This window comes from Klebsiella sp. KP20-425-1 (assembly GCF_025813515.1).
In the GTDB taxonomy this organism is placed as follows: Bacteria; Pseudomonadota; Gammaproteobacteria; order Enterobacterales; family Enterobacteriaceae; genus Klebsiella; species Klebsiella pneumoniae.
On the sequence record NZ_CP109614.1, the window covers coordinates 2,192,715 to 2,218,193 of the forward strand.

23 protein-coding genes are annotated in these 25,479 nt (G+C 61.1%); 19 read left to right on the forward strand and 4 right to left on the reverse strand.

What is annotated here, in order from left to right; translation table 11 throughout:
- Positions 1–28: 28 nt before the first annotated feature.
- Positions 29–1,228 carry an MFS transporter gene (locus OHJ17_RS10720; protein ID WP_004148650.1) on the reverse strand — a complete coding sequence of 400 codons (1,200 nt, stop codon included), beginning with the start codon at positions 1,226–1,228 and terminating at the stop codon, positions 29–31.
- Between the two features lie 295 nt (positions 1,229–1,523).
- On the opposite strand from OHJ17_RS10720, the gene OHJ17_RS10725 reads away from it, so the two are divergent.
- Positions 1,524–2,681 (forward strand): M20 aminoacylase family protein, encoded by a 1,158-nt coding sequence (locus tag OHJ17_RS10725; protein ID WP_032432484.1) that lies wholly within the window; start codon positions 1,524–1,526, stop codon positions 2,679–2,681.
- 42 nt (positions 2,682–2,723) lie between these two features.
- On the opposite strand, the gene fdhF is transcribed toward OHJ17_RS10725, so the two are convergent.
- Both fdhF and OHJ17_RS10735 read right to left on the reverse strand, forming a co-directional pair.
- Positions 2,724–4,874, reverse strand: coding sequence for a formate dehydrogenase subunit alpha (gene fdhF / locus OHJ17_RS10730; RefSeq protein ID WP_019705846.1), 2,151 nt, complete (start codon positions 4,872–4,874; stop codon positions 2,724–2,726).
- Between the two features lie 247 nt (positions 4,875–5,121).
- Complete coding sequence (locus tag OHJ17_RS10735; protein WP_004148647.1) at positions 5,122–6,201, reverse strand: malate/lactate/ureidoglycolate dehydrogenase; 1,080 nt, start codon at positions 6,199–6,201, stop codon at positions 5,122–5,124.
- A gap of 302 nt (positions 6,202–6,503) precedes the next feature.
- Here OHJ17_RS10735 and OHJ17_RS10740 point away from each other — a divergent pair, with 302 nt between their 5' ends.
- The 3 genes from OHJ17_RS10740 to OHJ17_RS10750 all read left to right on the forward strand — a co-directional run bounded on the left by OHJ17_RS10740 (position 6,504) and on the right by OHJ17_RS10750 (position 10,499).
- A complete protein-coding gene (locus tag OHJ17_RS10740) occupies positions 6,504–7,592 on the forward strand; it encodes an ABC transporter substrate-binding protein (RefSeq protein ID WP_002908297.1) in 1,089 nt (362 codons plus the stop codon).
- A 74-nt stretch (positions 7,593–7,666) separates the two neighbouring features.
- Positions 7,667–9,436 carry an ABC transporter permease gene (locus OHJ17_RS10745; protein WP_002908294.1) on the forward strand — a complete coding sequence of 590 codons (1,770 nt, stop codon included), beginning with the start codon at positions 7,667–7,669 and terminating at the stop codon, positions 9,434–9,436.
- Positions 9,429–10,499, forward strand: a complete 1,071-nt coding sequence (locus tag OHJ17_RS10750) for an ABC transporter ATP-binding protein (RefSeq protein WP_002908292.1) — start codon at positions 9,429–9,431, stop codon at positions 10,497–10,499. Before OHJ17_RS10745 ends, OHJ17_RS10750 begins: the two co-directional genes overlap by 8 nt.
- 7 nt (positions 10,500–10,506) lie before the next feature.
- On the opposite strand, the gene OHJ17_RS10755 is transcribed toward OHJ17_RS10750, so the two are convergent.
- Positions 10,507–10,878: a VOC family protein gene (locus tag OHJ17_RS10755; RefSeq protein WP_002908289.1), complete on the reverse strand. Its 372-nt coding sequence runs from the start codon at positions 10,876–10,878 to the stop codon at positions 10,507–10,509.
- A gap of 501 nt (positions 10,879–11,379) precedes the next feature.
- Here OHJ17_RS10755 and OHJ17_RS10760 point away from each other — a divergent pair.
- The 15 genes from OHJ17_RS10760 (at position 11,380) to OHJ17_RS10830 (ending at position 25,327) form a co-directional block, all read left to right on the forward strand.
- Positions 11,380–12,135 carry a gluconate 2-dehydrogenase subunit 3 family protein gene (locus OHJ17_RS10760; RefSeq protein ID WP_004175724.1) on the forward strand — a complete coding sequence of 252 codons (756 nt, stop codon included), beginning with the start codon at positions 11,380–11,382 and terminating at the stop codon, positions 12,133–12,135.
- Positions 12,136–12,137: 2 nt separating this feature from the next.
- On the forward strand, positions 12,138–13,922 hold the full coding sequence (locus OHJ17_RS10765; protein WP_002908285.1) for a GMC family oxidoreductase: 1,785 nt from the start codon (positions 12,138–12,140) through the stop codon (positions 13,920–13,922).
- A gap of 10 nt (positions 13,923–13,932) precedes the next feature.
- A complete protein-coding gene (locus OHJ17_RS10770) occupies positions 13,933–15,273 on the forward strand; it encodes a c-type cytochrome (RefSeq protein WP_072196947.1) in 1,341 nt (446 codons plus the stop codon).
- An 83-nt stretch (positions 15,274–15,356) separates the two neighbouring features.
- Complete coding sequence (ccmA, locus tag OHJ17_RS10775) at positions 15,357–15,980, forward strand: cytochrome c biogenesis heme-transporting ATPase CcmA (RefSeq protein WP_004175727.1); 624 nt, start codon at positions 15,357–15,359, stop codon at positions 15,978–15,980.
- Entirely contained in the window at positions 15,977–16,636 is a 660-nt protein-coding gene (ccmB, locus tag OHJ17_RS10780; protein ID WP_004151166.1) for a heme exporter protein CcmB, read from the forward strand. Before ccmA ends, ccmB begins: the two co-directional genes overlap by 4 nt.
- Positions 16,637–16,685: 49 nt before the next feature.
- Positions 16,686–17,423 (forward strand): heme ABC transporter permease, encoded by a 738-nt coding sequence (locus tag OHJ17_RS10785; RefSeq protein ID WP_002908223.1) that lies wholly within the window; start codon positions 16,686–16,688, stop codon positions 17,421–17,423.
- Positions 17,420–17,650 carry a heme exporter protein CcmD gene (gene ccmD / locus OHJ17_RS10790; protein ID WP_004143390.1) on the forward strand — a complete coding sequence of 77 codons (231 nt, stop codon included), beginning with the start codon at positions 17,420–17,422 and terminating at the stop codon, positions 17,648–17,650. The genes OHJ17_RS10785 and ccmD overlap by 4 nt, the downstream gene beginning before the upstream one ends.
- Positions 17,634–18,092: a cytochrome c maturation protein CcmE gene (gene ccmE, locus OHJ17_RS10795; RefSeq protein ID WP_014343150.1), complete on the forward strand. Its 459-nt coding sequence runs from the start codon at positions 17,634–17,636 to the stop codon at positions 18,090–18,092. The genes ccmD and ccmE overlap by 17 nt, the downstream gene beginning before the upstream one ends.
- Positions 18,089–20,041 (forward strand): heme lyase CcmF/NrfE family subunit, encoded by a 1,953-nt coding sequence (locus OHJ17_RS10800; protein WP_032433165.1) that lies wholly within the window; start codon positions 18,089–18,091, stop codon positions 20,039–20,041. Before ccmE ends, OHJ17_RS10800 begins: the two co-directional genes overlap by 4 nt.
- Positions 20,038–20,592, forward strand: a complete 555-nt coding sequence (locus OHJ17_RS10805) for a DsbE family thiol:disulfide interchange protein (protein ID WP_002908216.1) — start codon at positions 20,038–20,040, stop codon at positions 20,590–20,592. The genes OHJ17_RS10800 and OHJ17_RS10805 overlap by 4 nt, the downstream gene beginning before the upstream one ends.
- Before the next feature lie 11 nt (positions 20,593–20,603).
- Positions 20,604–21,050: a cytochrome c-type biogenesis protein gene (locus OHJ17_RS10810; RefSeq protein WP_072196948.1), complete on the forward strand. Its 447-nt coding sequence runs from the start codon at positions 20,604–20,606 to the stop codon at positions 21,048–21,050.
- A complete protein-coding gene (ccmI, locus tag OHJ17_RS10815; RefSeq protein ID WP_004200186.1) occupies positions 21,047–21,889 on the forward strand; it encodes a c-type cytochrome biogenesis protein CcmI in 843 nt (280 codons plus the stop codon). Before OHJ17_RS10810 ends, ccmI begins: the two co-directional genes overlap by 4 nt.
- Positions 21,890–22,972: 1,083 nt before the next feature.
- Positions 22,973–23,449: a GNAT family N-acetyltransferase gene (locus OHJ17_RS10820; RefSeq protein ID WP_004189563.1), complete on the forward strand. Its 477-nt coding sequence runs from the start codon at positions 22,973–22,975 to the stop codon at positions 23,447–23,449.
- 344 nt (positions 23,450–23,793) lie between these two features.
- Positions 23,794–24,183, forward strand: a complete 390-nt coding sequence (locus OHJ17_RS10825; RefSeq protein ID WP_004189565.1) for a hypothetical protein — start codon at positions 23,794–23,796, stop codon at positions 24,181–24,183.
- Positions 24,184–24,964: 781 nt separating this feature from the next.
- Positions 24,965–25,327: a TonB family protein gene (locus OHJ17_RS10830; protein ID WP_004200182.1), complete on the forward strand. Its 363-nt coding sequence runs from the start codon at positions 24,965–24,967 to the stop codon at positions 25,325–25,327.
- Positions 25,328–25,479 lie beyond the last annotated feature (152 nt).

Sequence of the window (25,479 nt, forward strand, 5' to 3'; positions counted from 1 at the left end):
GGGCTGGCGCCAGGCCAGCCCGTGAGGACTACCGTGCGGACTCCGTCGCCTCGTCCATGTCATCTTCCTGCTCACTGGCAAGCAGGGTTTTCTCGTTTTTGCACAGACACTGAATCAACAGGAACAGTACGCCGCTGGCCACCAGGGTGACGATCAGGCCATCGTAACCAGTGATGCCGATCAGCATGCCGCTGACTACCGGCCCGGCAACGCTGCCGGCGGACCAGAAAAAGCCGAACAGTGCGTTAATCATAATCAGCTTCTGCCCATTGAAGGTTTTCCCCGCCCGCACCAGCGACAGGGTATAAAGCGCACCCGCCGCGGCGCCCAGCAGCAGACAAATGGCCATCAGCTGAATGCGCGAGCCGAGCATCAGCGGCAGGGCCAGCAGCGACAGGCTGAAAACCACCGCGCAGCTCAGATGCACGCGGCGAATCCCGACCCGGTCGGCCAGCCAGCCGAGCGGGGTCTGGAACATCGCATCTCCGGTCAGCACCACGGTGACCAGCAGCACCGCCAGCCCTTCATTCAGCCCTTTGTCCATGCCGTACAGCGGCAGCAGGGCGAGGATGCTGGCGTCAAAGAAGGCGAAGCAGAAGACCCCGGAGGCCAGTACCGGCAGAAAGGCGCCGAGGCTGCGCCAGCTGGCGCGCTCCCCGAGGCTTTCACGAGTGCCGGTGGGCAGATGGCGCAGCATCAGCAGGCAGACGGCGGTGACCGCGACAATCGCTATCAGCGCTGATGTCTGCCAGGCGGGGCCGACGGAGATCAGCAGCGGCCCGGCCAGCTGGCAGCCGGTAAAGGCCGAGGCGTAGAGACCGGTGAGGGTAGCGCGCTGGCTGCCCGCCGCGCCGCCGGTGATCCAGCTTTCGCCGAGTACGATAATGACCCCGGAGGCCAGGCCGGTCAGCAGGCGCGGCAGCAAAAGCAGCGTCATATCGGTAGTCATGCATGAGGCGATGGTCGCCAGCGCCAGCAGGATCAGACTGCCGCTCAGCAGCACGCCCATTTCAACGCGCCGGCACAGCGCAGGAGAGAGGAAAGAGGAGATCATCATGCCGGCGGGCGGCAGGGCGGCCAGCAGGCCGACGTACAGCGGCGCGATCTGCTGCTGCGCCAGCTCAAGACTGATTAACGGCACCGTATAGCCGGTGATAAATCCCACAAGCGACGCGGCCATGATCATCGCCAGCGTGGGGGCAAGACGATTCTGGTCTGGGTTAAACATTTTATTTCCGATGACGGAGAGGTCAGTAGTGGATCCTTCGGCAAATTGCCGTCCTGAGTTGCATAATAATTAATCGACTGGCCGTTGTCACCGTTGAAATCACTACCAAAAAAGGGCCGCAGGGCGGCAGGTGGGCTGTACGCCGCGCCGCCGCCGCATTTCGTGACGTTGTCAGCGTGGTAACGACAGGATATAACGGAGGGAGCGGCAGCGCCCCGACGCCGGTGAGCGACGGGGAAAAACGCGACGCATGACCGATTATTCAGCATTACGCTATGCAGGAAAGGAGTAATACATGGCCGTATCGCCGTCACTGATCGCCGAAGCCGTTGGCTGGCGACGTGAATTTCACGCCGCGCCTGAGCTCGGATATCAGGAGCAGGAGACCTCGCGCCGCGTTGCGGAGCTGCTGGCCTCGTTTGGGCTGCAGGTGCATCGCGGGCTGGCCGGCACCGGCGTCGTGGCGACGCTGGAGAACGGCCCCGGGCCGGTTATCGGCCTGCGCGCCGATATGGACGCCCTGCCGATCACCGAGCTGGGGAGCGTCAGCTACCGTTCACGCCGCGCCGGGGTGATGCACGCCTGCGGCCACGATGGACACACCGCGATGCTGCTGGCGGCCGCCGCCCATCTGGCGCAGACCCGCCATTTCAGCGGCACCGTCCACTTTGTCTTCCAGCCGGCGGAAGAGAACCTCGGCGGCGCGCGCAAAATGGTGGAGGAGGGGTTGTTCGAGCGCTTCCCGATGGACGCCATCTACGCGCTGCATAACTGGCCGGGGATCCCTCTTGGCGAAGTGGCGCTCAGCGATGGCGCGATGATGGCCTCGCTGGACGCCTTCGAGATCACCCTGCGCGGAAAGAGCTGTCATGCGGCGATGCCGGAGAGCGGGGCCGATCCGATCGTCGCGGCGGCGCAGCTGATAATGGCGCTGCAGACCATTCCTTCCCGCCGCTTGTCGCCGCAGGATTCCGCGGTGGTCAGCATCACCCAGATAAACGGCGGCGAGGCGATCAACGTCCTGCCGGACACCGTGGTGCTGCGCGGTACCTTCCGCTGCCTGAGCAATCGCGTTCGCGCCCGCGTGCGGGAGCTTATCGAAAGCTATGTGGCGACCCAGCCGCAGGTGTCCGATGTGCAGGGCGAGATTAGCTGGTTCCCGGGTTATCCGGTGACCAAAAACCATGCGCTGCAGGCGCAGCAGGTGCGCGAGGTGGCCGTCGCCACTCTCGGCGCGCAAGCGGTGCGCTGGAATCAGGCGCCGTCGATGGCCTCCGAAGATTTTGCCTGCATGCTGGAGGCCTGTCCGGGGGCCTATTTCTGGATAGGCACCGACGGCGAAACCCCGTCGAAGCCGCTGCATAACGCCAGCTATGACTTTAACGATGCGCTGATCGGCCCCGGCGTCGCCATCTGGGTGGGGCTGGTGGAGAAACAGCTGCCGGCGGCGTAACCCACCGGCAGCGGCAGAGGGAGCGCGCTGCGCTCCCTGAGGTCAGACGTCGGCAGCGGCTTTCAGTCGCGCTTTCATGTCGCTGTAGGCCGTCCAGGCATAGCGCTCCGCCCATTGCTGGTCGGCAATCGCTTCCACTTTCACCGCACAGTATTTGGTTTCCGGCGTTTTGGAGATCGGATCGAGGTTATCCTGGGTCAGCTCATTGCAGGCGCCCACCCACCACTGATAGGTCATATAGACCACCCCCGGATTGATGCGATCGCTGAGGTCGGCGCGGGAGATCACCTTCCCGCGCCGGGAGCTGATCCACACCAGCTGTTTGTCGGCGATCCCCAGTCGTTGCGCATCCGCGGGATTCATCTGCACCCGTCCCGGCTCGTCGGCCAGCGACTGCAGCGCGGCGCAGTTGCCGGTCATCGAGCGGCAGGAATAATGCCCGACTTCCCGCACGGTGCAGAGCACCAGCGGCCACTCGTCATCCGGGCGCTCCGCCGGCGCGCGCCAGGCGGTGGCGAACAGCTGCCCTTTACCCGAGGGGGTGTCGAAGCGGTTGTCTTTATACAGCCATGGCGTACCGGGATGATCGAGGGTCGGGCACGGCCACTGGACATGGCCCATATCGCCCATTTTCTCCCAGGTCACGCCGTAGAACAGCGGGCAGAGCTCGCGCATCTCGTCCCAGATTTGCTGGTTGTTCTCATAGTGCATCGGATAGCCCAATTCGCTGGCCAGCAGGCTAATGATCTCCCAGTCGCGCTTCACATTTCCCGCCGGAGGGATCGCCTGTTCAAACCGCTGGAACCCGCGGTCGGCGCAGGTGAAGACGCCGCCGTGCTCGCCCCAGGAGGTGGCCGGCAGCAGGACATCGGCCATTTCCGCTGTTTTGGTCATGAAGATGTCCTGCACGACCACGAAGTCCAGCGCCTCGATGCCTTTGCGCACCAGGCCGAGGTCGGCTTCGGTCTGCAGCGGATCTTCGCCCATGATATAATAGGCTTTGATCTCGCCGGTCAGCGCTTTATGCGGCACCTCGGTGATGCGGGTGCCGACCTGGTCGTCCATCAGCGCCGGGTCGATGCCCCAGGCGGCAGCGAATTTCGCCCGCACGGCGGGGTCGGTGACCTCCTGATAGCCGGGGAACAGGTTCGGCAGCACGCCCATATCGCAGGCGCCCTGTACGTTGTTTTGCCCGCGGACCGGCCCCACGCCGACGTTGGGTCGTCCCAGGTTGCCGGTGAGCAGCGCCAGGCTTGCCAGGCCGCGCACCACGTCCACCGCCTGGCCAAACTGGGTGACCCCCATGCCCCACATAATGGTGGCGGATGGGGCGGCGGCGAACATGCGCATCGCCTCCCGGATTTCCCGCGCGCTGACCCCGACAATCCCTTCCACCGCTTCCGGGGCGTAATCCTTCACCGCCTCGCGGTAAGCATCCAGCCCTTCGGTATAGCGTTCGACATAGGTTTTGTTGTACAGCTCCTCCTCCAGCAGCACATAGCCGAAGGCATTTACCAGCGCCATGTTGCTGCCGTTGTTGAGCTGCAGATGACGATCGGCAATGCGCGCGGTTTCAATGCGCCGCGGATCGCAGACGATGATTTTGGCGCCGTTGTCCCGGGCCTTGATTACCCGGCGGGCGACGATGGGATGGGAGTCGGCGCAGTTGTAGCCAAAGACCAGCAGGCACTTCGAGTTTTCGATGTCGCTAATCGAGTTGCTCATCGCCCCGTTGCCCAGCGCCTGCTGTAGCCCGGCGACGGAGGGGCCGTGGCAGACGCGGGCGCAGCAGTCGACGTTATTGGTGTTCAGCACCGCGCGGGCGAACTTTTGCATCACATAGTTGGTTTCGTTGCCGGTGCCGCGCGAGGAGCCGGTGGTCATGATGGCGCGCGGGCCATGCTTCTCTTTGATCTCCCTGAGCTTGCTGGCGGTATAGCGAATCGCCTCCTGCCAGCTGACCGGCGTGAAGGCGCCGCCTTTCTGGTAGCGGATCATCGGTTGTTTAAGACGGGGCGTCAGGAGCTGCGTATCGTTAAGAAAATCCCAGCCGTAGTAGCCTTTCAGGCACAGCTGGTTCTGGTTGGTGACGCCGTCGGCGGCCTCCGCGCGAATGATTTTATTGTTGTCGACAACCAGTTTAAGTTTGCAACCCGCCCCGCAGTAGGGGCACACGCTCGTGATTTTTTTCATCAGTAACAGACCTGTTAACAGTGAACTGAGGATCGCTGTCGCGCCGGGCCCGACGGGCAACGATCGCGGTATCGCCTGGTGGTGATGCAGACGCAGGCCTGTTGCGCTATGCAGGTCTTGTGCCAGAATTTAAACCCTTGATCTGTATTGAAAAATGAAAAGAGATTGATGACGGGAGCATGACCTCGTCACTAATGACGATGACGCAGAGCGCCGACGTCAGACGCTCTGCGGGAGTAAAACGCGGCTAGGCGAGAGGGCGGCAGCGGTCGAAGTGCGATTCGCTCAGGCCGACGTCGCGCGCGGCGGCGCAGATAGCCTGCCAGCTGCCGGCATCCAGCGGGATCCCCTGCGCCAGCCGCGCTTCGCGGTTGGCGGCCTCCCATTCGCCGGGCGCCAGCACCGGGGCATCGGCATCGTGCGGCGACTGCTTACACCATGCGATAAAGGCCTCCGTCTGTGCCTGGCTGTCCGGGGCATCGAACGCGTCCGGGCGCAGGATCACCGTAGTCATGCAGTTAAAGATGGCGTCGACGCTGGTCTGCAGGCTCTCCTGATGGGTGGTTTGCCCGCCGGAGAGCGCGCCGCCGAGCACTTCGCACAGCGTCGCCAGGGCATAGCCTTTGTGCTGGGCGAAGGTGAGCAGGGCGCCCAGCGGCGAGGTCTGCATCACCGCCGGGTCGGTAGTGGGTCGACCCTCGGCGTCAATCAGGCAGCCGGGGGCCACGGCTTCGCCTTTATGCCAGGCGACGCGGGTTTTACCAAAGGCGATGGCGCTGGTGGCGTAGTCCAGCAGCAGCGGCGGATGGCCCGCGCGGGGAAACACCACGCACAGCGGGTTGGTGCCGAAGCGGCTGTCCTTCCCGCGGAACGGGGCGACCATCGGGTCGCCGATGACGCTGACGAAGTGAATGGAGATCAGCCCGGCGGCGGCGCACTGTTCGGCCCAGTAGCCGATGCGACCGACGTGATGCGCATTGCGCAGGGCGATAGCCGCCATACCATGCTGCTTCGCCTTTTCAATGCCTAACTGCATCGCTTCGTGGGCGACCACCTGGCCGAAGCCGGCGTTGCCGTCGAGGGTGACCACGGCGCCGGCGTCTTTGGTCACCGTGGCGTGGCGGTTGAGCTGCAGAAAACCACCGGCGTGGGATTTGACGTAGCTGGGGATCATCCCGACGCCGTGGGAGTCATGCCCGGCAAGATTGGCGGCGATCAGATGGTCCGCGACGAGGGTGGCTTCCCCTGGGGTACTGCCGAGATGGGTAAACAGTGAGACGACAAACTGATGCAGATCCGTCGCCAGAAAGCGGTGTCCTGTAGGCACTGATTCTCTCCTGTAGTCTGTTGTTATTTTGTTATGTTTGCCGTTTTATGCTGCGCCGCCCGGCGCAGAAGGTCAAGGGCGGCGTCTCCCGGCGACATGCCGCTGCGCCAGCGCCTGCGCATACGACAGACGATAAAAAACCGGGCCGGGATCGCGTTTTAATTAACGCCATAAACACCACATTTTTAAATTCTGCCAGTGTCACAAAAGCCAGAAAAAAGCCATCCCCGTCGTTGCAAGGGGAGCTGATACCACTATATGTTAAATTTGTGTTTATTAATTGATGATTAAAGGTTGGTATCATGTATAAGAAAATAAGTGGTTTAGTGGTTTCACTGACGGCCGTTTTCGCCTGTGCCGCCTGGGCGGAGGTGCCTGCGGGCTATCCCGCGGATTATCAAAAAACGATTGATGCCGCCGTAAAAGAGGGCAAGGTGGTGATCTATTCCACGACCGATACCAAAGCGGCCGGGCCGTTAATTAAGGGATTTGAAGCGCAATACCCGGGCGTCAAAGTCGAATATAACGACATGAACAGTACTGAGCTGTATAACCGCTATATCAGCGAACAGGCCGCCGGGGGCGGCAGCGGGGATGTGGTGTGGAGCTCATCGATGGATACCGCGCTGAAATTAGCCACCGAATACGCCGAACAATATGCCTCGCCGGAGGTGAAGCAATTACCCGACTGGGCGGTCTGGCAGCAAAAAGCCTATGGCACTACCTATGAGCCGGTGGTGTTTATCTATAACAAACGGCTGATCCCGCAGAATGAGGTTCCGGATTCGCATACCGCGCTGGCAAAACTTATCGCCAGCCAGGCCGATAAATTTAAAGGCAAAGTCACCACCTACGATATCGAAAAATCGGGCCTCGGCTTTATGCTGGCGGTACAGGACAGCCAGGCCGACGCGAACTATTTTGCCGACCTGGCGAATATCGCCAAAGGCGGCCTGACGGTGCAGTCTTCCACCGGCACAATGATGGAGCGCGTCTCCTCCGGCGAAAACCTGATCGGCTATAACATTCTTGGCTCTTATGCCGAAGCGCGGGCGAAAAACGATCCCTCTTTAGGTATTGCCTATCCGAAAGATTACGTGCTGGTGCTCTCCCGCGTCTCGTTTATTAGCCAGGAGAGCGAACATCCCAATGCGGCAAAATTGTGGCTCGACTATGTCTTGTCGGAAAAAGGCCAGCAGATCCTCGCCAGCCAGGCGGATATTCCCTCAATTCGTCGCGATATTGCAGGTAAAAATGATATCGATGGTATGACCGCGCTGTTGGGCAAAGCGTTAAAACCGATCCCGGTCAACGAAACGCTGCTCGATTATTTACAGCCGCAAAAACGTCTGCAGTTTATTAAACAATGGCGCAGCGCCGCCGCGAAATAATCCTCCTTTGGGGCATCGCCGATGCCCCTTATTCACACCCGGCGGGTTTATTCACCTGACCGAAGGGATGAACCATGAACGTATTACGCAGAAAGTGGCAGGGGCTGCCGCGCGGCGTGGTGGTGTGCATCACGGCGCTGGTGATTTATGTCCCGCTGTTATTTATTGTGGTGCAGAGTTTTCTCTCGGCACCGTTCTTTTCCCGCTCCAAATCGTGGAGTCTGGAAGCCTTCGCCTTTATTTTTACCGACCCGGATTTTTATCTGGCATTAAGGTCAGGTTTTATTCTGGCCTTTGGCCTGGTGATTATCGCCATTCCGCTGGGCGGTATTTTGGCGTTTCTGATGGTGCGCACCGATTTACCCGGCCGGCGGATCATTGAGCCGCTGATCCTGGTGCCGATCTTCGTCTCGCCGATGGTGCTGGGCTTTGGCTACGTGGTGGCCGCCGGGCCGGTAGGCTTCTTTTCCCAGTGGGCGCAGCAGCTGATCGGCTTTGTGCCGTGGAATATCTACTCGATGTTCAGCATTGTGGTCATCGCCGGCTTAACTCACGTTCCGCATGCCTATCTCTATATCTCTTCGGCGCTGCGCAGCGTCGGCTCCGACGTGGAAGAGGCGGCGCGCACCGTCGGCGCCACGCCGCTGCAGGTGATGACCTCGGTGAGTCTGCCGATGGTGCGGCCATCCATTCTTTACGCCTGCGTGTTGCTCTTTTTCCTCGGTCTGGAAGTCTTCGGTCTGATGCTGGTGCTGGGCGACCCCGAGGGCAACATGGTGCTGGCGACCTATCTCTACAAGCTGACTAACAAGCTCGGCACCCCCTCCTACCATCTGATGGCGGCGGTGGCGGTGGTGCTGATCTGCATCACCATCCCGCTGGTGATGCTCCAGCGGCGGCTGATGCGCACCGCCAACCGCTTTGTCACCATGAAGGGCAAGGCGTCCCAGGCGCGGGCGCTGCCGCTGGGCAAATGGCGCTGGGTGGCCGGGGCGGTGGTGGTGGCCTGGCTGACGGTGACCATCGGCGTACCGCTGCTCGGCGTGGCGCTGCGCGCTTTTATCTCCAACTGGGGCGTCGGCGTGTCGCTGTGGGATGAGCTGTCGCTGGCGACGTTCCACAATATCTGGCAGCAGCCCAACCTGCTGCGGGCGATCGTCAACTCGATGGCTATCGGCATCATCGGCGGCGCGCTGGCGGTGATCTGCTATCTGTTTGTCGGCATCGCCATGCACCGCAAAGCGGACAACGTCACCCGCTTTCTCGACTACAGCGTGCTGGTCCCGCGCGCGGTACCGGGGCTGCTGGCCGGCCTGGCCTTCCTGTGGGTATTCCTGTTTGTACCGATGTGGCTCGATCAGTCGCTGAAGCACGGCTGGCTCTCGGCGCTGCCGGTGGCCGACTGGCTGCGGGAGCACCTTATCGTGCAGCTGCGCGCCCTGCGCAACACCATCTTCAGCGTCTGGCTGGCCTACACCGTGGTGTGGATGGCCTACGGCCTGCGGCTCATCTCCTCGACGCTGCTGCAGGTGGGCCCGGAGCTGGAGGAGGCGGCGCGTAGCACCGGCGCCTCGCGGGGGCAGATCACCCGCCACGTGACCGTTCCGCTGTCGCGCTATGGGCTGATTGGCTCCTGGCTGCTGATGTTCCTGATCTTTGAGCGCGAGTATTCCACCGGCGTCTATCTGCTGTCGCCGGGTACCGAAACCATCGGCTCGATGCTGGTGTCGCTGTGGGCGGCGGGGGCCATCGATATCGTCGCGGCGCTCTCCTTTATCAATATTCTGCTGGTGGTGATTGGCCTGGGTATCGCCCTGCGCTTTGGAGTGAAATTACATGATTGAGTTATCGGTAGAAAATCTGCATCTCACCTATGGCGATAACCCGGTGTTGAAGGGGGTGTCCATGACGCTCGGCCGGGGGGAGGTAGTATCGCTGCTGGGGCCTTCGGGAAGCGGCAAAACCACGCTGCTGCGGGCGGTGGCCGGGCTGGAAAAACCGACGAGCGGACGGATCGCCATCGGCAACCGCACGGTGTACGACGGCACGCCGCGCAGCGAGATCCCGGCCGAAGAGCGTAACCTGGGCCTGGTCTTTCAGTCCTATGCCCTGTGGCCGCACAAAACGGTGTTCGACAATGTGGCCTATCCGTTGAAGCTGCGTAAAGTCGCCGCCGGGGAGATAAAAGAGCGGGTGCAGCGTGTGCTGGATCAGCTGGGGCTGGGGCACCTTGGCAACCGCCATCCGCACCAGCTCTCCGGTGGCCAGCAGCAGCGGGTGGCCATCGGCCGGGCGCTGGTTTACAACCCGCCGGTGATCCTGCTGGATGAACCGCTCTCCAACCTTGACGCCAAGCTGCGCGAAGAGGCGCGGGTGTTTCTGCGCGAGCTGATCATTAAGCTGGGCCTGTCGGCGCTGATGGTCACCCACGATCAGAATGAAGCAATGGCCATCTCCGATCGTATTCTGCTGCTGAACAATGGCGTCATTGAGCAGCAGGGGACGCCGCAGGAGATGTACGGCAGCCCGGCGACGCTGTTCGCCGCTGAGTTTATGGGCAGCAATAACCGCCTGCACGGCAAAGTGATGGCGCTGGAGAACGGCAGGGCGCGGATCGAAGGCGCCAGCTGGAGCCTGTGGGGGCGAGCGGGCGAGGGGGTTAGCGTTGGCGAACCGGCGACGGCGGTGATCCGCGTCGAGCGCCTGCGACTTGACGGCGCCGCGCAGGATAATAGCCTCCAGCTACCGCTGCTGACCAGCATGTACCTCGGCGACCGCTGGGAGTACCTGTTCCGTACCGAAGGCGACGACTTTCCGCTGCGCGCCTACGGAACGGCGCTGCGCGATGCCGAACACTGCCATCTGACGCTCCCGGCGGAGGATGTGTGGATTTTTCCGCAGCGGTAGCCGCCCGTTACCCCGCCAGATGGCACACGGCTTCAATATTGTGTCCGTCTGGCGCAATCACAAACGCGGCGTAGTAACTGGCGTGGTAGTTTGGCCGTAGCCCCGGCGCGCCGTTGTCCTTTCCTCCGGCGGCCAGCGCCGCCTGCCAGAAGGCATCGACCTGCTCGCGGCTGTCGGCGCGAAAGGCAATGTGCAGCGGCGCCGGTTTTTCCGCACTTTGATAGAGGCATAGAGAAGCATCGCCGCTGCCGGCCAACTCTGCGCCGTAGCTCGGTTCGCCTTCGCCAACCAGCGTTACGCCAAGCGGGGCCAGGGCCTGCAAAAAGAACGCTTTGCTGGCGGCATAGTCGCTAACGCCGAATTTCACATGATCGAACATATCTTCTCTTCTCCTGTGGACGGGATATCGCCAGCTGAACGCGCTAGCCGGACAATAGATGCAAGATAGTTAACAACGGTTATTAACTTTTTTAACAGCTCAAAATGTTTAATTATTCCTAATACGAGTATTTACAGACGTTTAATCTGCCATGTACCATAAACAAAAAATAACATTTGTGATACAAGTCACTCTTTTTGGGCGCATGGGTAAGCTCAGCGCGGTGTGAATGCCGCTGGTTTACCGCCTCAAGGTTATGGCAGCACTCTTCTCACGATGACAGACCGGTGAATTTCTCTCCGATTTCCCGCGTTTCGTTGAGAATCGTCTACTATCCAAACGATAACCCTATAAATGATATCGCCTCTGGCGATGTTTTATCCGACTTGCCGGGCCGGGCCAGACGCTAAGCGGTTTAAAAGCGCAATGGTATCGGTTCCAGCACGACATTCACTGGTTTTGTCAGCGACAAAAACAGTAATTTTCAATGACAGGAATGTGATGATGTCGAGCGAGAAAACCAACAATTCCAGGCGTGATTTCCTGGTGAAATCGATGGCGCTGATCCCGACGGTGGTGATCGGCGGCGCGGGAGCAGGGGCTATTGGCGTGGCCACCAGCGCGACCGCGCAGGCGGCCCCCGCTTCAGAGCCAGCCTCCGGGAACACCGCGGCGGCCAGCGACTGGAAGCCGCAGTTCTTCAACGATCGTGAGTGGGCGTTTATCAACGCCGCCGTCGCTCGCTTAATCCCGGCGGATGAACTCGGTCCCGGCGCCAAAGAGGCCGGCGTGCCGGAGTTTATCGACCGCCAGCTCAATACCCCTTACGCCACCGGCTCCATCTGGTATATGCAGGGGCCCTTCAATCCCGACGTGCCGAAAGAGATGGGTTATCAGCTACCGCTGGTGCCCAAACAGATCTATAACCTCGGGATCGCCGACGCCGAGGCGTGGTGTCAGGACAAATATCATAAAACCTTCGCTGAACTGAGCAGCGAGCAGCAGGACGAGGCGCTCGGCCTGTGGGAATCGGGTAAAGCCGAGTTCAAACAGCTGCCGGCCTCGCTGTTCTTCACCTATCTGCTGCAAAACACCCGCGAAGGGTTCTTCAGCGACCCGATCCATGGCGGCAATAAAGGCATGGTCGGCTGGACGCTGATTAATTTTCCCGGCGCGCGCGCCGACTTTATGGACTGGGTTGAACGGGGCGAACGCTACCCCTTCCCGCCGGTATCAATTAATGGGGAGAGGGCGTAATCATGGCCACCGTATTGAAAAAAACCGATGTCGCGATCGTCGGCTTCGGCTGGGTTGGGGCGATCATGGCCAAAGAGCTGACCGAAGCGGGGCTCAACGTCGTCGCGCTGGAGCGCGGCCCGATGCGCGACACCTGGCCGGACGGCGCCTATCCGCAGGTGATTGATGAGCTGACCTACAACATCCGCCGCAAGCTGTTCCAGGATCTGTCGAAAAGCACCGTCACCATCCGGCATAACACCAGCCAGCAGGCGGTGCCCTATCGCCAGCTGGCGGCCTTCCTGCCGGGTACCGGCGTGGGCGGCGCCGGGCTGCACTGGTCCGGCGTCCATTTCCGCGTCGATCCCATTGAGCTGCGGATGCGCAGCCACTATGAAGAACGCTACGGCAAAAACTTCATCCCCCAGGATATGATCATCCAGGATTTCGGCGTCACCTACGACGAGCTGGAACCGTTCTTCGATAAAGCGGAAAAAGTATTCGGTACCTCCGGGACCGCCTGGTCGATCAAAGGCAAGGTCGTCGGCAAAGGCCGCGGCGGCAACGCCTTCGCCCCGGACCGCTCGGACGACTTCCCGCTGCCGGCGCAGAAAAACACCTGGTCGGCGCAACTGTTTGAAAAAGCGGCGCTGGAAGTGGGGTATCACCCCTATAACCTGCCGTCGGCCAACACCTCCGACTCCTATACCAACCCCTACGGCGCGCAGATGGGCCCGTGCAACTTCTGCGGTTTCTGCAGCGGCTACGCCTGCTACATGTACTCTAAAGCCTCGCCGAACGTGAACATTCTGCCGGCGCTGCGCCAGGAAAAACGCTTTGAGCTGCGGACCAACGCCAACGTGCTGAAGGTCAACCTGACCGACGACAAATCCCGCGCCACCGGCGTGACCTACGTCGACGGCCAGGGGCGCGAAATGGAACAGCCGGCGGACCTGGTGATTATCGGCGCCTTCCAGTTCCACAACGTGCACCTGATGCTGCTCTCCGGGATCGGCAAACCGTACAATCCGGAGACCGGCGAAGGGGTGGTGGGGCGTAACTTCGCCTACCAGAACATGACCACCATCAAGGCCATTTTCGACAAAGACACCTATACCAACCCGTTTATCGGCGCGGGCGGCAACGGCGTCGGGGTCGACGACTTCAACGCCGACAACTTCGACCACGGCGCGGCGGGCTTTGTCGGCGGTTCGCCATTCTGGGTCAACCAGGCCGGGACCAAGCCCATCTCCGGTTTCCCGGTACCGCCGGGCACCCCGGCGTGGGGCAGCAAGTGGAAAGCGGCGGTGGCCGACACCTACACCCATCACCTGTCGATGGATGCCCACGGCGCGCACCAGTCCTATCGGCAGAACTACCTCGATCTTGATCCGAACTACAAAAACGTCTTCGGCCAGCCGCTGCTGCGCATGACCTTCGACTGGCAGGAAAACGACATCAAGATGGCGCAGTTTATGTTCGATAAGATGGCGCCGATCGCCAAAGCGATGAAGCCGAAATATATCCTCGGCAGCCCAAAAAACGCCAACAGCCACTTTGATACCACCACCTACCAGACCACCCATATGAACGGTGGGGCGGTGATGGGGGAAGATCCGAAAACCAGCGCCGTTAACCGTTATCTGCAAAGCTGGGACGTGCATAACGTCTTCGTCATCGGCGCCTCCGCGTTCCCGCAGGGGCTGGGCTACAACCCAACCGGCACGGTGGCAGCGCTGGCCTACTGGTCAGCGAAGGCGATCCGTGAGCAGTATCTGAAAAATCCGGGTCCCCTGGTGCAGGCATAAAGGAAGGCAGATGATGAAAATGCAATGGTTATCGGCCCTGGTGCTTGGGGCATTGAGCTGCGCGGCCTTCGCCGAAGAGGCGCCTGCGGACAGCAATCTGATTAAGCAGGGGGAGTATCTGGCGCGGGCGGGGGACTGTGTCGCCTGCCACACCAACGGCAAAGCAGGGAAACCTTTCGCCGGCGGTTTGCCGATGGAGACGCCGATCGGCACCATCTACTCCACCAATATCACGCCGGATAAAGAACACGGCATCGGCGGGTACACCTTCGAAGAGTTCGACGACGCGGTGCGCAAGGGCGTGCGGAAAGACGGTTCCACGCTCTATCCGGCGATGCCGTATCCCTCGTTCGCGCGGATCAGCGAAGCGGACATGCGCGCCATGTACGCCTACTTTATGCACGGCGTGGAGCCGGTGAATGTCGCCAACAAGGACACCGACATCCCATGGCCGCTGTCGATGCGCTGGCCGCTGGCGTTCTGGCGCGGCATCTTCGCCCCGACGCCGAGCGACTTTGTCGCCAACCCGCAGGTTGACCCGGTGCTGGAGCGCGGCCGCTATCTGGTGGAAGGTCTGGGCCACTGCGGCGCCTGTCATACCCCGCGTAGCCTGACGATGCAGGAAAAAGCGCTCAGCGAAAGCGAAGGCGATGATTACCTGGCGGGCAGCAATGCGCCGATTGACGGCTGGGTCGCCTCCAGCCTGCGCGGCGAAAACCGCGACGGTCTGGGGACCTGGAGCGAAGCCGAGCTGGCCGAGTTCCTCAAAACCGGACGCAACGATAAATCCGTGGTCTTCGGCGGCATGAGCGATGTGGTGGAGCATAGTCTGCAGTATCTCTCTGATGACGACATCACCGCCATCGCCCGCTACCTGAAGTCGCTCCCGCCGCGCGGCGGCAAACAGACCCCAGCCCCGGTGGAAGACAGCGTGGCGAAAGATCTGTGGAAGGGTAACGACAGTAAAACCGGCGCCGCACTGTACGTCGATAACTGCGCCGCCTGCCACCGCACCGACGGCGTAGGCTATAAGCGCGCCTTCCCGTCGCTGAAGGGCAACCCGGTGGTACAGACGGAAGATGCCACTTCGCTTATCCACATCGTTCTGACCGGGAGCACCACGCCGGCGGTGAAAGATGCGGTCTCCAACCTGACCATGCCGTCGCTCGGCTGGCGCCTGGACGACCAGCAGGTGGCGGATGTGGTCAATTTCATCCGCACCAGCTGGGGCAACAACGCGCCGGCGGTCAGCGCCAGCGATGTGGCGAAGGTGCGTAAGGAGACTGCGGCGCACGATGAGAAGGCGTTAGGCAACGCCGATATCTCGAAGCTGCCGGGGGCCGGACAGTAACCGTCAGGGTTGCGTCGCCCGCGCGGCGCAACCCATACTTAGCGACGACGTAAAATACTGTCTGAATCAAGGAGTTTGCCTTCATGCTGCATGCAGAGCGACTGACCTGCATCGTTGACGATCGACCGCTGTTTGCGGCGCTGACGCTGTCCCTCGCTGCCGGCGAGCTGCTGCAGATCGCCGGTGATAACGGCGCGGGGAAAACCTCGCTGCTGCGGATCCTCTGCGGCCTGGCGCGCCCGGAAAGCGGGGTGGTGAGCTGGCAGGGCCAGCCGCTGGCGAAGGTCCGGGAGTCATTTCACCGTCAGCTGCTGTGGCTGGGCCATAAACCCGGCGTTAACGCGGCGCTGACCGCCGATGAAAACCTGCGTTTCTTCTTTCCGGCCAGCCGCCTTCAGCAGCGGGAAAGCGCCCTCGCCGCCGTCGGCCTGGCGGGCTATGAAGACCTCCCCTTGAGCCAGCTCTCCGCCGGGCAGCAGCGTCGGGTGGCGCTCACCCGCCTGTGGTTAACCGACGCGCCGCTGTGGATCCTCGATGAGCCGTTCACCGCCCTCGACGCCACGGCGATGGAAACCCTGACCCGTCGCCTGGAGCAGCACGCCCGGCAGGGGGGATGCGCCATCCTCACCACCCACCAGCCGCTGCGGCCGCTGGGCTGTCCGTTGCGCACCCTGCGCCTCGGCGGCGACGCGGGAGGCGGGCAATGATGCGTGCGCTGTTGGCCCGGGAACTGCGCCTGGCGTGGCGCAGCGGGGCGGAGATCCTCAATCCGCTCTGGTTCTTTCTGATCGTCATCACCCTGTTTCCGTTCGGCGTAGGCGCCGCGCCGCAGCTGCTGGCGCAGATTGCGCCGGGCGTGGTGTGGGTCGCCGCGCTGCTGGCGGCGCTGCTGGTGATGGATCGGTTGTTTCGCGACGACTGGCAGGACGGTTCCCTGGAGCAACTGATGCTCCTGCCGACGCCGCTGGTGGCGGTGGTGCTGGTGAAGGTGGTTGCCCACTGGATGATGAGCGGCCTGCCGCTGCTGATCGTCTCGCCGCTGGCGGCGCTGCTGCTGGGGATGAGTCTGCATGACGCCGGTGTGCTGGCGCTGACCTTGCTGCTCGGCACCCCGACGCTCAGTTTTCTCGGCGCGGTGGGGGTTGGCCTGACGGTCGGCCTGAAGCGCGGCGGCGTCCTGCTGAGCCTGCTGGTGCTGCCGCTGGCGGTGCCGCTGCTGATTTTCGCCACCGCGGCCTGCCAGGCGGCCGCCGCCGGGCTCCCGGTCGGCGGCTATCTGGCGATGCTGGCGGCGTTCTTAACCGCCAGCGCCACCCTGTGTCCGTTCGCCACCGCCGCTGCGCTGCGGCTGACCGTGCGATAACTCGCTGCGCCTGCGGGCGCGGCCATCATAACCGTGTGAGTAAGCGTCTATGTGGAAAGCGTTACATCAACTGGCGATCCCCGAGCGGCTGTACCGCCTGTGCGGATGCTGGATCCCCTGGCTGGCGGCGTTGAGCGCGCTGTTGCTGGTCATCGGCCTGGGGTGGGGCTTTGGCTTCGCCCCCGCGGACTATCAGCAGGGGGAAAGCTACCGGATCATGTACCTTCACGTCCCGGCGGCGATGTGGTCGATGGGGCTGTACCTGGCGATGGCCGTCGCGGCCTTCGTCGGGGTGGTCTGGCAGATCAAAATGGCCGATCTGGCGATCGCCGCCCTGGCGCCGGTGGGGGCGGTCTGCACCCTGGTGGCGCTGGTCAGCGGCGCGGCATGGGGCAAGCCGATGTGGGGGACCTGGTGGATCTGGGACGCCCGCCTGACCTCAGAGCTGGTGCTGCTGTTTCTGTATGCCGGGGTCATCGCCCTGTGGCACGCCTTTGACGACCGGCGGCTGGCCGGGCGCGCGGCGGGGATCCTCGTGCTGGTCGGGGTGGTCAATCTGCCCATCATTCATTACTCGGTCTACTGGTGGAACACCCTGCACCAGGGCTCGACCAACCTGCAGCAAACCATCGACCCAAGCATGCGTCTGCCGCTGCGGATCTGCATCTTTGCCTTCCTCACGCTGTCGGTCACCCTGACCCTGATGCGCCTGCGTAACCTGATCCTGCAACTGGAGCGCCGTCGACCGTGGGTGGTGGCGCTGGTGAATAAAGGAGCCGCCCGATGAGCCCCGCCTTTTCGTCTTTCGCCGCCTTCCTCAATATGGGTGGCTATGCCGTGTACGTCTGGCTGGCGGTGGCCGTGACCGTCGCCGCCTTTGGCCTGCTGACGGTGCATACCCTGTGGGCGCGGCGGGCGCTGTTCCATGAGGTGCGACGCCAGCAGGCGCGCGAGCGGCGGATCGCTGCCGCCCGCGAACATGACAAGGAGGCCGCGGATGCAAGCGCGTCGTAAAACCCGGCTATATATCGTGCTGGCGGTGCTCGCCGGCCTCGGGCTAACCGTCAGCCTGACGCTGTACGCCCTGAGTAGCAATATCGATCTGTTCTACACCCCGGGGGAAATTATCTACGGTAAAACGGAAACCCGGGCGCTACCCCATACCGGGCAGCGCCTGCGGGTGGGGGGCTACGTTCAGCCGGGCTCCCTGCAGCGCGACCCGCAAACCCTCGACGTGCGCTTTAAGCTGTATGACGCCCGCGGGGGGGTGGACGTCAGCTATAAGGGCATTTTGCCGGACCTGTTTCGTGAAGGGCAGGGCGTGGTGGCCCAGGGCGTGCTGGACGGCGAGCGGCATATTACCGCCCAGCAGGTGCTGGCCAAACATGATGAAAATTACACGCCGCCGGAGGTGAAAAACGCCATGACGCCGGAGAAAACGGGGGCGCAGCCATGATGCCGGAGCTGGGCAACTTTTTATTGTGTCTGGCGGCGGGGCTGGCGCTGCTCCTGAGCGTTTATCCCCTGTGGGGCGCGGCGCGGCAGGATCGGCGGCTGATGGCCCTGGCGCGGCCGCTGGCCTGTGGGCTATTCGCCTGTATCGGCGGCGCCTTCCTGCTGCTGGTGCACGCCTTTGTGGTCAATGACTTTACCGTCCGCTATGTGGCGGAAAACTCCAACAGCGCGCTGCCGGTGTGGTATCGGGTGGCGGCGACCTGGGGGGCGCACGAGGGCTCGCTGCTGCTGTGGGTTCTGCTGCTCAGCGTCTGGACCTTCGCCGTCGCCATCTTCAGCCGCCGGATGCCGCTCGACGCCGTCGCCCGGGTGCTGGCGGTGATGGGGATGATCGCCTTTGGTTTCCTGCTGTTTATCCTCTTCACCTCCAATCCGTTCAGCCGCGGCCTGCCGCAGTACCCCATTGATGGCCGCGACCTCAATCCACTGCTGCAGGATATCGGCATGATTTTCCATCCGCCGATCCTCTATATGGGTTATGTCGGCTTCTCGGTGGCCTTTGCCTTCGCCATCGCCTCGCTGCTGGCGGGCCGGCTGGATACTGCCTGGGCGCGCTGGTCGCGTCCCTGGACCCAGGCGGCATGGATGTTCCTCACTCTCGGCATCGTGCTGGGCTCGGCGTGGGCATACTACGAACTGGGCTGGGGCGGCTGGTGGTTCTGGGACCCGGTGGAAAACGCCTCGTTTATGCCGTGGCTGGTGGGAACCGCGCTGCTGCACTCCCTGGCGGTGACCGAAAAGCGGGGCAGCTTCCGCGCCTGGACGGTGCTGCTGGCCATCGCCGCCTTCTCCCTGTGCCTGCTGGGCACCTTCCTGGTGCGCTCCGGGGTGCTGGTTTCGGTGCATGCCTTCGCCTCGGATCCGTCGCGCGGGCTGTTTATTCTGGTACTGCTGATTGTCGCCATCGGCGGATCGCTGCTGCTGTACGCCCTGAAGGGCGGCCGGGTGCGGGCGCGGGTGGAACATACGCTGTGGTCGCGCGAGTCGTTCCTGCTTGGCAACAATATCTTGCTGATGGCCGCGATGCTGGTGGTGCTCCTCGGAACGCTGCTGCCGCTGGTGCATAAAGAGCTGGGCCTCGGCAGCATCTCCATCGGCGAGCCGTTCTTTAACACCATGTTCACCGCCCTGATGGCGCCGTTTGCGCTGCTGCTGGGGCTGGGGCCGCTGATCCGCTGGCGGCGCGATGACGTCGCCAGGCAGATTAAGCGCCTGATTATCGCTCTGCTGGTGACGTTGTCACTTTCTCTGGCGCTGCCGTGGCTGCTGCAGGACCGTATCACCGCCATGGCGGTCATAGGCCTGATGATGGCCCTGTGGGTGCTGATCTTCGCCCTGCTGGAGGTTCACGAACGGGCCACCCACCGCCACGGTTTCTGGCGCGGCCTGCGCGCCCTGACCCGCAGCCAGTGGGGGATGGTGCTCGGTCACGTCGGCGTGGCGGTGACCGTTATCGGCATCACCTTCAGCCAGAACTACAGCGTGGAGCGCGATGTACGGATGCGTCCCGGCGACAGCATCGATATCCACCGCTATCACTTTGTGTTTAACGGCGTGCGCAATATCGTCGGCCCCAACTGGACCGGCGGCGAAGGCATTATCGCCGTGACCCGCAACGGCCGCCCGGAAGCGACGCTGTATGCTGAGAAGCGCTTTTACACCGCCAGCCGGATGATGATGACCGAGGCGGCGATCAGCGGCGGGCTGACCCGCGATCTGTACGCCGCGCTGGGGGAAGAGCTGAGCGACGGCAGCTGGGCGGTGCGTCTGTACTATAAACCGTTCGTTCGCTGGATCTGGTACGGCGGGGTGCTGATGGCCCTCGGCGGTCTGTGCTGCATGCTCGACCCGCGCTACCGGATGCGTAAGAAGCTGCAGGAGGCCTCATGAACCGGAAGCTACTGTTTATCCCGCTGGTGCTGTTTCTGGCGCTGGCCGCCGCGCTGTTCTGGCAGCTGATGCGCAACGCCGATGGCGATGACCCGACGACCCTCGAGTCGGCGCTGATTGGCAAACCGCTGCCGGAATTTCGCCTTGAAGCGCTGAATACCCCCGGTCAGACGCTGGACCGACGGACGCTGATTGACGGCAAGCCGCTGCTGCTCAACGTCTGGGCCACCTGGTGTCCAACCTGTCGCGCCGAGCATCAGTTTCTCAACGGCCTGGCGCAGCAGGGCGTGCGGGTGGTGGGGATGAACTACAAAGACGATCGCCAGAAGGCGATGAGCTGGCTGCAGCGCCTGGGTAATCCCTACAGGCTGAGCCTCTACGACGGCAACGGCATGCTTGGCCTGGATCTCGGGGTCTATGGCGCGCCGGAGACGTTTCTCATCGACGGTCAGGGCATTATCCGCTGGCGGCACGCCGGCGACCTGAACGAACGGGTGTGGCGCGAGGAGCTCCAGCCGCTGTGGGATCAATACAACCGGAGGGCGGGTTGATGAGAGGGGTAATGGTCATCCTGCTGGCGCTGATGCTGACCGGCCAGGCGTGGGCCGCCATCGATACCTGGCAGTTTAAGGATGAGGCCCAGGAGCAGGCCTTCCGCGAGATCACCTCCCAACTACGCTGCCCTAAATGCCAGAACAACAGCATCGCCGACTCAAACGCGATGATTGCCGCTGATATGCGGCAGAAGGTGTACGAGCTGATGCAGCAGGGGAAAACGAAAGGGCAGATCGTTGACTATATGGTGGCCCGCTACGGTCATTTTGTCAGCTATGAGCCGCCGCTGACCGCGGGCACGGTGCTGCTGTGGCTGGGACCGGGGTTGTTCGTGCTGGCGGGCGCGGGAGTGATTATCGCCCGCGCCCGCCGTCGCGACATTCCTGACGCGGCACTCACCGCCGAAGAGCGCCAGCGGCTGGCGGCATTATTGAAAGAAGGAAAAGAACGATGAGCCTGTTGGTGGTTATCGTCGCGCTGCTGCTGGCTGGCGCGCTGGGGCTGCTGTACTTCCCGTGGTCGGGCAAAGGGGCGGTAGACCGCGATGCCCTCAACCGCGCCCTGTACCAGTCGCGCCTGCAGGAGCTGGCGCAGGAGCGCGGCGAGGACAACCCGGCGCTGGTCGTCGAGCTGCAGCGCACGCTGCTGACGGATATTCCGCCCCAGGCACAGTCTGGCGAACGGCCGCTACGCCGCTGGGCGCTGCTTCCGGGCGCGCTGCTGCTGGTGGTCCTGAGTCTGGGCCTGTATCTGAAAACCAGCGATATTGGTCAGGTGCTGCTCTGGCAGCAGGCTGAACGACATTTTCCTGCGCTGTTGCAGCAGGTTAAGGACCCGACGGCGGCGCCGCTGCGAATGGATGAGCTGGCGGAGCTGCGGCTTGGCCTGCGCAGCCACCTGCAGGATACTCCGAACGACCTCGCCGGCTGGCAGCTGCTTGGGCGGCTGGGCCTGTTGTTAAACGATGGCGAGACGGCGATCGGCGCCTTTGGCCGGGCGCATGCTCTGGCGGCGGACGACCCGGCAGCGGCTTTCGATTACGCCAGCGCGCTGGTGCGGGCGGGAGATAGCGGTCAGGTTCGGATGGGCGAGCTGCTGCTGCGTGACCTGCATCAGCGGCAGCCGAACAGCCTGCCGGTGCTGGAGATGCTGGCCCTGAGCGCGGTGCGCAATGAAGATTACCCCGAGGCCGTGGCGGCCCTGCAGGCGTTGCTGGCCCGGCTACCGGAAGGGGATGCGCGGCGCGAGGCGATCGTCCGCCAGCTGGCGCAAGCGCAGCAGCAGGCGCAGTAACTGCCCGGCGGCGCTGCGCTTGCGCGGGCCTACGAAGGGCGCGAATAGAGCGCCAAATCGCGGGTAGCCTTTGTAGGCCGGGTAAGCGAAGCGCCACCCGGCAACATGTTGGGCTCGGAGCCTGATTTCTTGCCGGAGACGGTTATCGGTTTTCCTGGTTCTCAGCCCGGGAAAGCGTTTCTCACGCGTGACTTCAGCGTACTCTGTGCTCCCGCTTCGTGGTGCTGCACCTGGTTCTCCGTGGCGCAGGGAGCGTCATGGAACGGCAACGACTGCCGTACGGTTCTCTCTCCCTCCGGAAGAAGGCCTGGGTGAGGGAAAGCACTGCCGGGAAGTCTTTTATGTTATCTGTGGCTTCAGCGTATTTTGCGCTCCCGGTTAATCTTCTGCGTTATGCCTGGCATGGCGCAGGGAGCGCACAGGGGGCGGCCAGTCGCCGCCGCCCCCTGTACCCCCGGGCTCCGGCCAGCAAAATCGCCGCTACGCGGTCCCTTCGACTTATCCCTGCAGGCTTCGGGTCGGGCCGAGGCAGCGTCCGTGCAAAACACGGCCCTCAGCCCGCATCCATGCGGGCTGCCCCGGCCTTCCGGGAACGTCTCAGCGATTTTGAGGCCGCAACACCGGCAGTTTCAGCAACAATGGTGAATAAATTAACGACAAGTCGCACGGACCGTAGGCCGGGTAAGTCGCAGCCGCCACCCGGCACAAAACCGGCTCCGCACCCGCTGCCCTTGCCCGGCGGCGCTACGCTTGCGCGGGCCTACGAAGGGCGCGAATTGAGCGCCAAATCACCGGGTCGGGTAAGGCGTAGCTGCCACCCGGCAAAAATACGGCACCAGAGCGTAGCCCGGATAAGGCGCCATACGCCGCCATCCGGGATTTTCTCTGCTGGCGCTGTCATGCCGCTGACGCGGCTTTCAGAAGCCTCTCGATGTTGTAAGTGTACGAATGCTATTCCAGAATTTCATGTCTGCTGTGTGCCAGGAGCGGACGTTGCCGCCTCACTCAAATTTGATGGGTATGCTTTAGAATTTTTATGGTAGATGTAAATGGTTCGCAGAATAAAACGTACAAGGAAAAGGTATGAAGATCAGACTTGCTGTGCCTGTGGAGGCAGAAGAATGCTGGAACATTCGAAATCAGGCTATACGTTACGGATGTAAGAGTAGTTATGATGATGCGGTTATTGCAGCCTGGACACCGGAAAAAATGCCTGAGAGCTACAGGAACGCCATTGTAGTGAATCCTTTTTTCGTTGTTGCTGCCCCTGATGGCAGACTGTTAGCTACAGGCTATCTTGATCTATCTACAGGAAGTATTGAGGCTGTATTTACGCTACCTCAATATACAGGTAAAGGTTTAGGTAGTCAGATTATTGAAGCCATCAAAAGTGAAGCTCGTGGACGTGGTTTTGAGCAATTGACTTTGTCCTCAACACCTAATGCCCAGACTTTTTATGAGAAACATGGTTTCAAACTTATGCAGGAAAGCATGTATCCCTCTGCCTTGGCGCAGGCTGAACTGCGCTGCATGGAAATGTCTATAAATCTCCTGGGATAGTGGTTCGCTGTCTAATCGCAATGATCAATATGCCCAGTTACCACTGCAGGTAGATCTTAAAAGCTTCAAAATTAACGTCCGCTCTTTGCACCGCCCGGACCTTGCTGAGCATGAATTTCTTCTGTCCTCAAGTGTGGAAGTGGCTAACAACATTCTGTATGAATCGCAATGTGGAGTGTGCCAAAGGAGCCAAGCTGGCAATCAGGCAGAGCATGGGATTACGCTAGGGACTAAGTTAATCAATCCTGCCATCGCAACACTAGATTAGCGTCAAGAAACGCTTTAGATTGCCGACATATACATTTAGCGTTATTCCTGAAAATAAACAAAATGGATTGAGCCGAATGAAAAAACTTTCACTTCTTGTTCCACTGGTGTTTACTGCGCCGGTACAGGCTTCTGAAGTCACGGTAGGTCAGATTTGCAAGGCGGCTTCTGCTGCGATGTTTGGCCGTGACCATAAGATCATGCAACTGGATAAAGTGGAATCAGGTATTGCCTACGTACATTATATCCGACAGAACGATGGCACCCGTTGGGCAATAAAGTGTAAACTTATAGGTGATCAGGTTATGTGGGCATCTGATAACCCTGACAGCACCGGTCGCTGGCGGGATGATCCTGCGGACAGTACAGTCAAATATTCTATTGATGGTAAAAAAATAATTATTACCGAGCTCTATACTGACGGTTCCAGTACCACGAACTCTTATCCCTTGATGCAGCTAAAATGACTTTGACCTGCTCTCCGTTGATTACGACACCTCAATGTTAGTAACGTAGTTGTGGGCGTGGCAAATTTCCGCTCCTCGCTCATGGCGGACCTTTGGCTCATCTGGTTTGTCCGCTCAATGCCAGGAGCAGGAAGAGCTGGCATCACTATGTAACACTCAACGCGGCGCGAGCCAGTCAGTCAGCTAGCGAGTTTTTGTAGGCCGGGTAAGGCGCAGCCGCCACCCGGCAAAAATACGCCACAAGAGCGGCACAACAGCGTAGCCGGGATAAGGCGTCACGCACAGCTATCCGGGATCCTCCCTGCTGGCGCTATGTTCAGCCGCTTCCGGGTTAAGTTCCCCGGTGTCGCAGAAATGACTGAAGAATCTCCCCCTTAGCATCAGCAGCAAGCTGCCGCTAAGCCCGCGGAGAACACCCTCTTAACGTCGCAACCGCGGTAGATCCCGAACACAGAAGTCAAAAAGGATTAGCTGAACGTCTTCAGCGCGGGACGCGAATAAATGCTAATCACTTGAGGGTGTTAGCTCGGTCATGTTCCCCGACGAACCGGATAGCGCTGCTGGCAGCTGGCAAAAGAATCGTTGATATACTCGCTCAGCTCCCACTAGTCCTGATAGCGAAACGACCCCGGGAATGGATGTGGTACGAAGCGCCTGGTAAGTAGGTCAAAGGGATTGCAGCTGAAGACGCGGTATTCACTGATCATTTCATCTGGCAGCCTGTCACTCGCACCGTTGGTAACGTGAAGATTCATGGTTAATTTTGGAATTCGGACGATTTATGCAAGCTATCAGACTATTCACCCTGATTCTGCCATTGTTCCTGGCACTCTGCGCCGGTATACCGGCCAGCGCCAGCACACCTTCAGGCAGCATTTCCTCTGCAAACACAGCAATTACCACTCATGATAATAACGGAAACCTCCTGCCGAATGCTCTGCGGATTCAGTATGATGTTGATTCAGATGGCAGAGTTCAGAATGTAAAGATACTGGAATCGACAACGACTCCGGAGTTTGAACATAAAATCATCGAGAAAATGATGAGTAAATGGCGCTTTGAAAAGGGGAAACCGGGAATAGCTAAAAGAGTAGTCGTCATGAGCCAACCCAAATCAACCGGCGGTCCCGCGAATAAGCAGTAAGCACTTTTGAGGATTAGTCGCCTGACGCATCATCTACGCCGGTAAAGTCCCTTGGGTGCCATGAGCAGACCTTTTAAAGGCTCATAGAAAAAACAAGCGGAGTGTTCGCCTGTTAATTTTACATCCTGGCTTTATTTATAGATTATGGAATT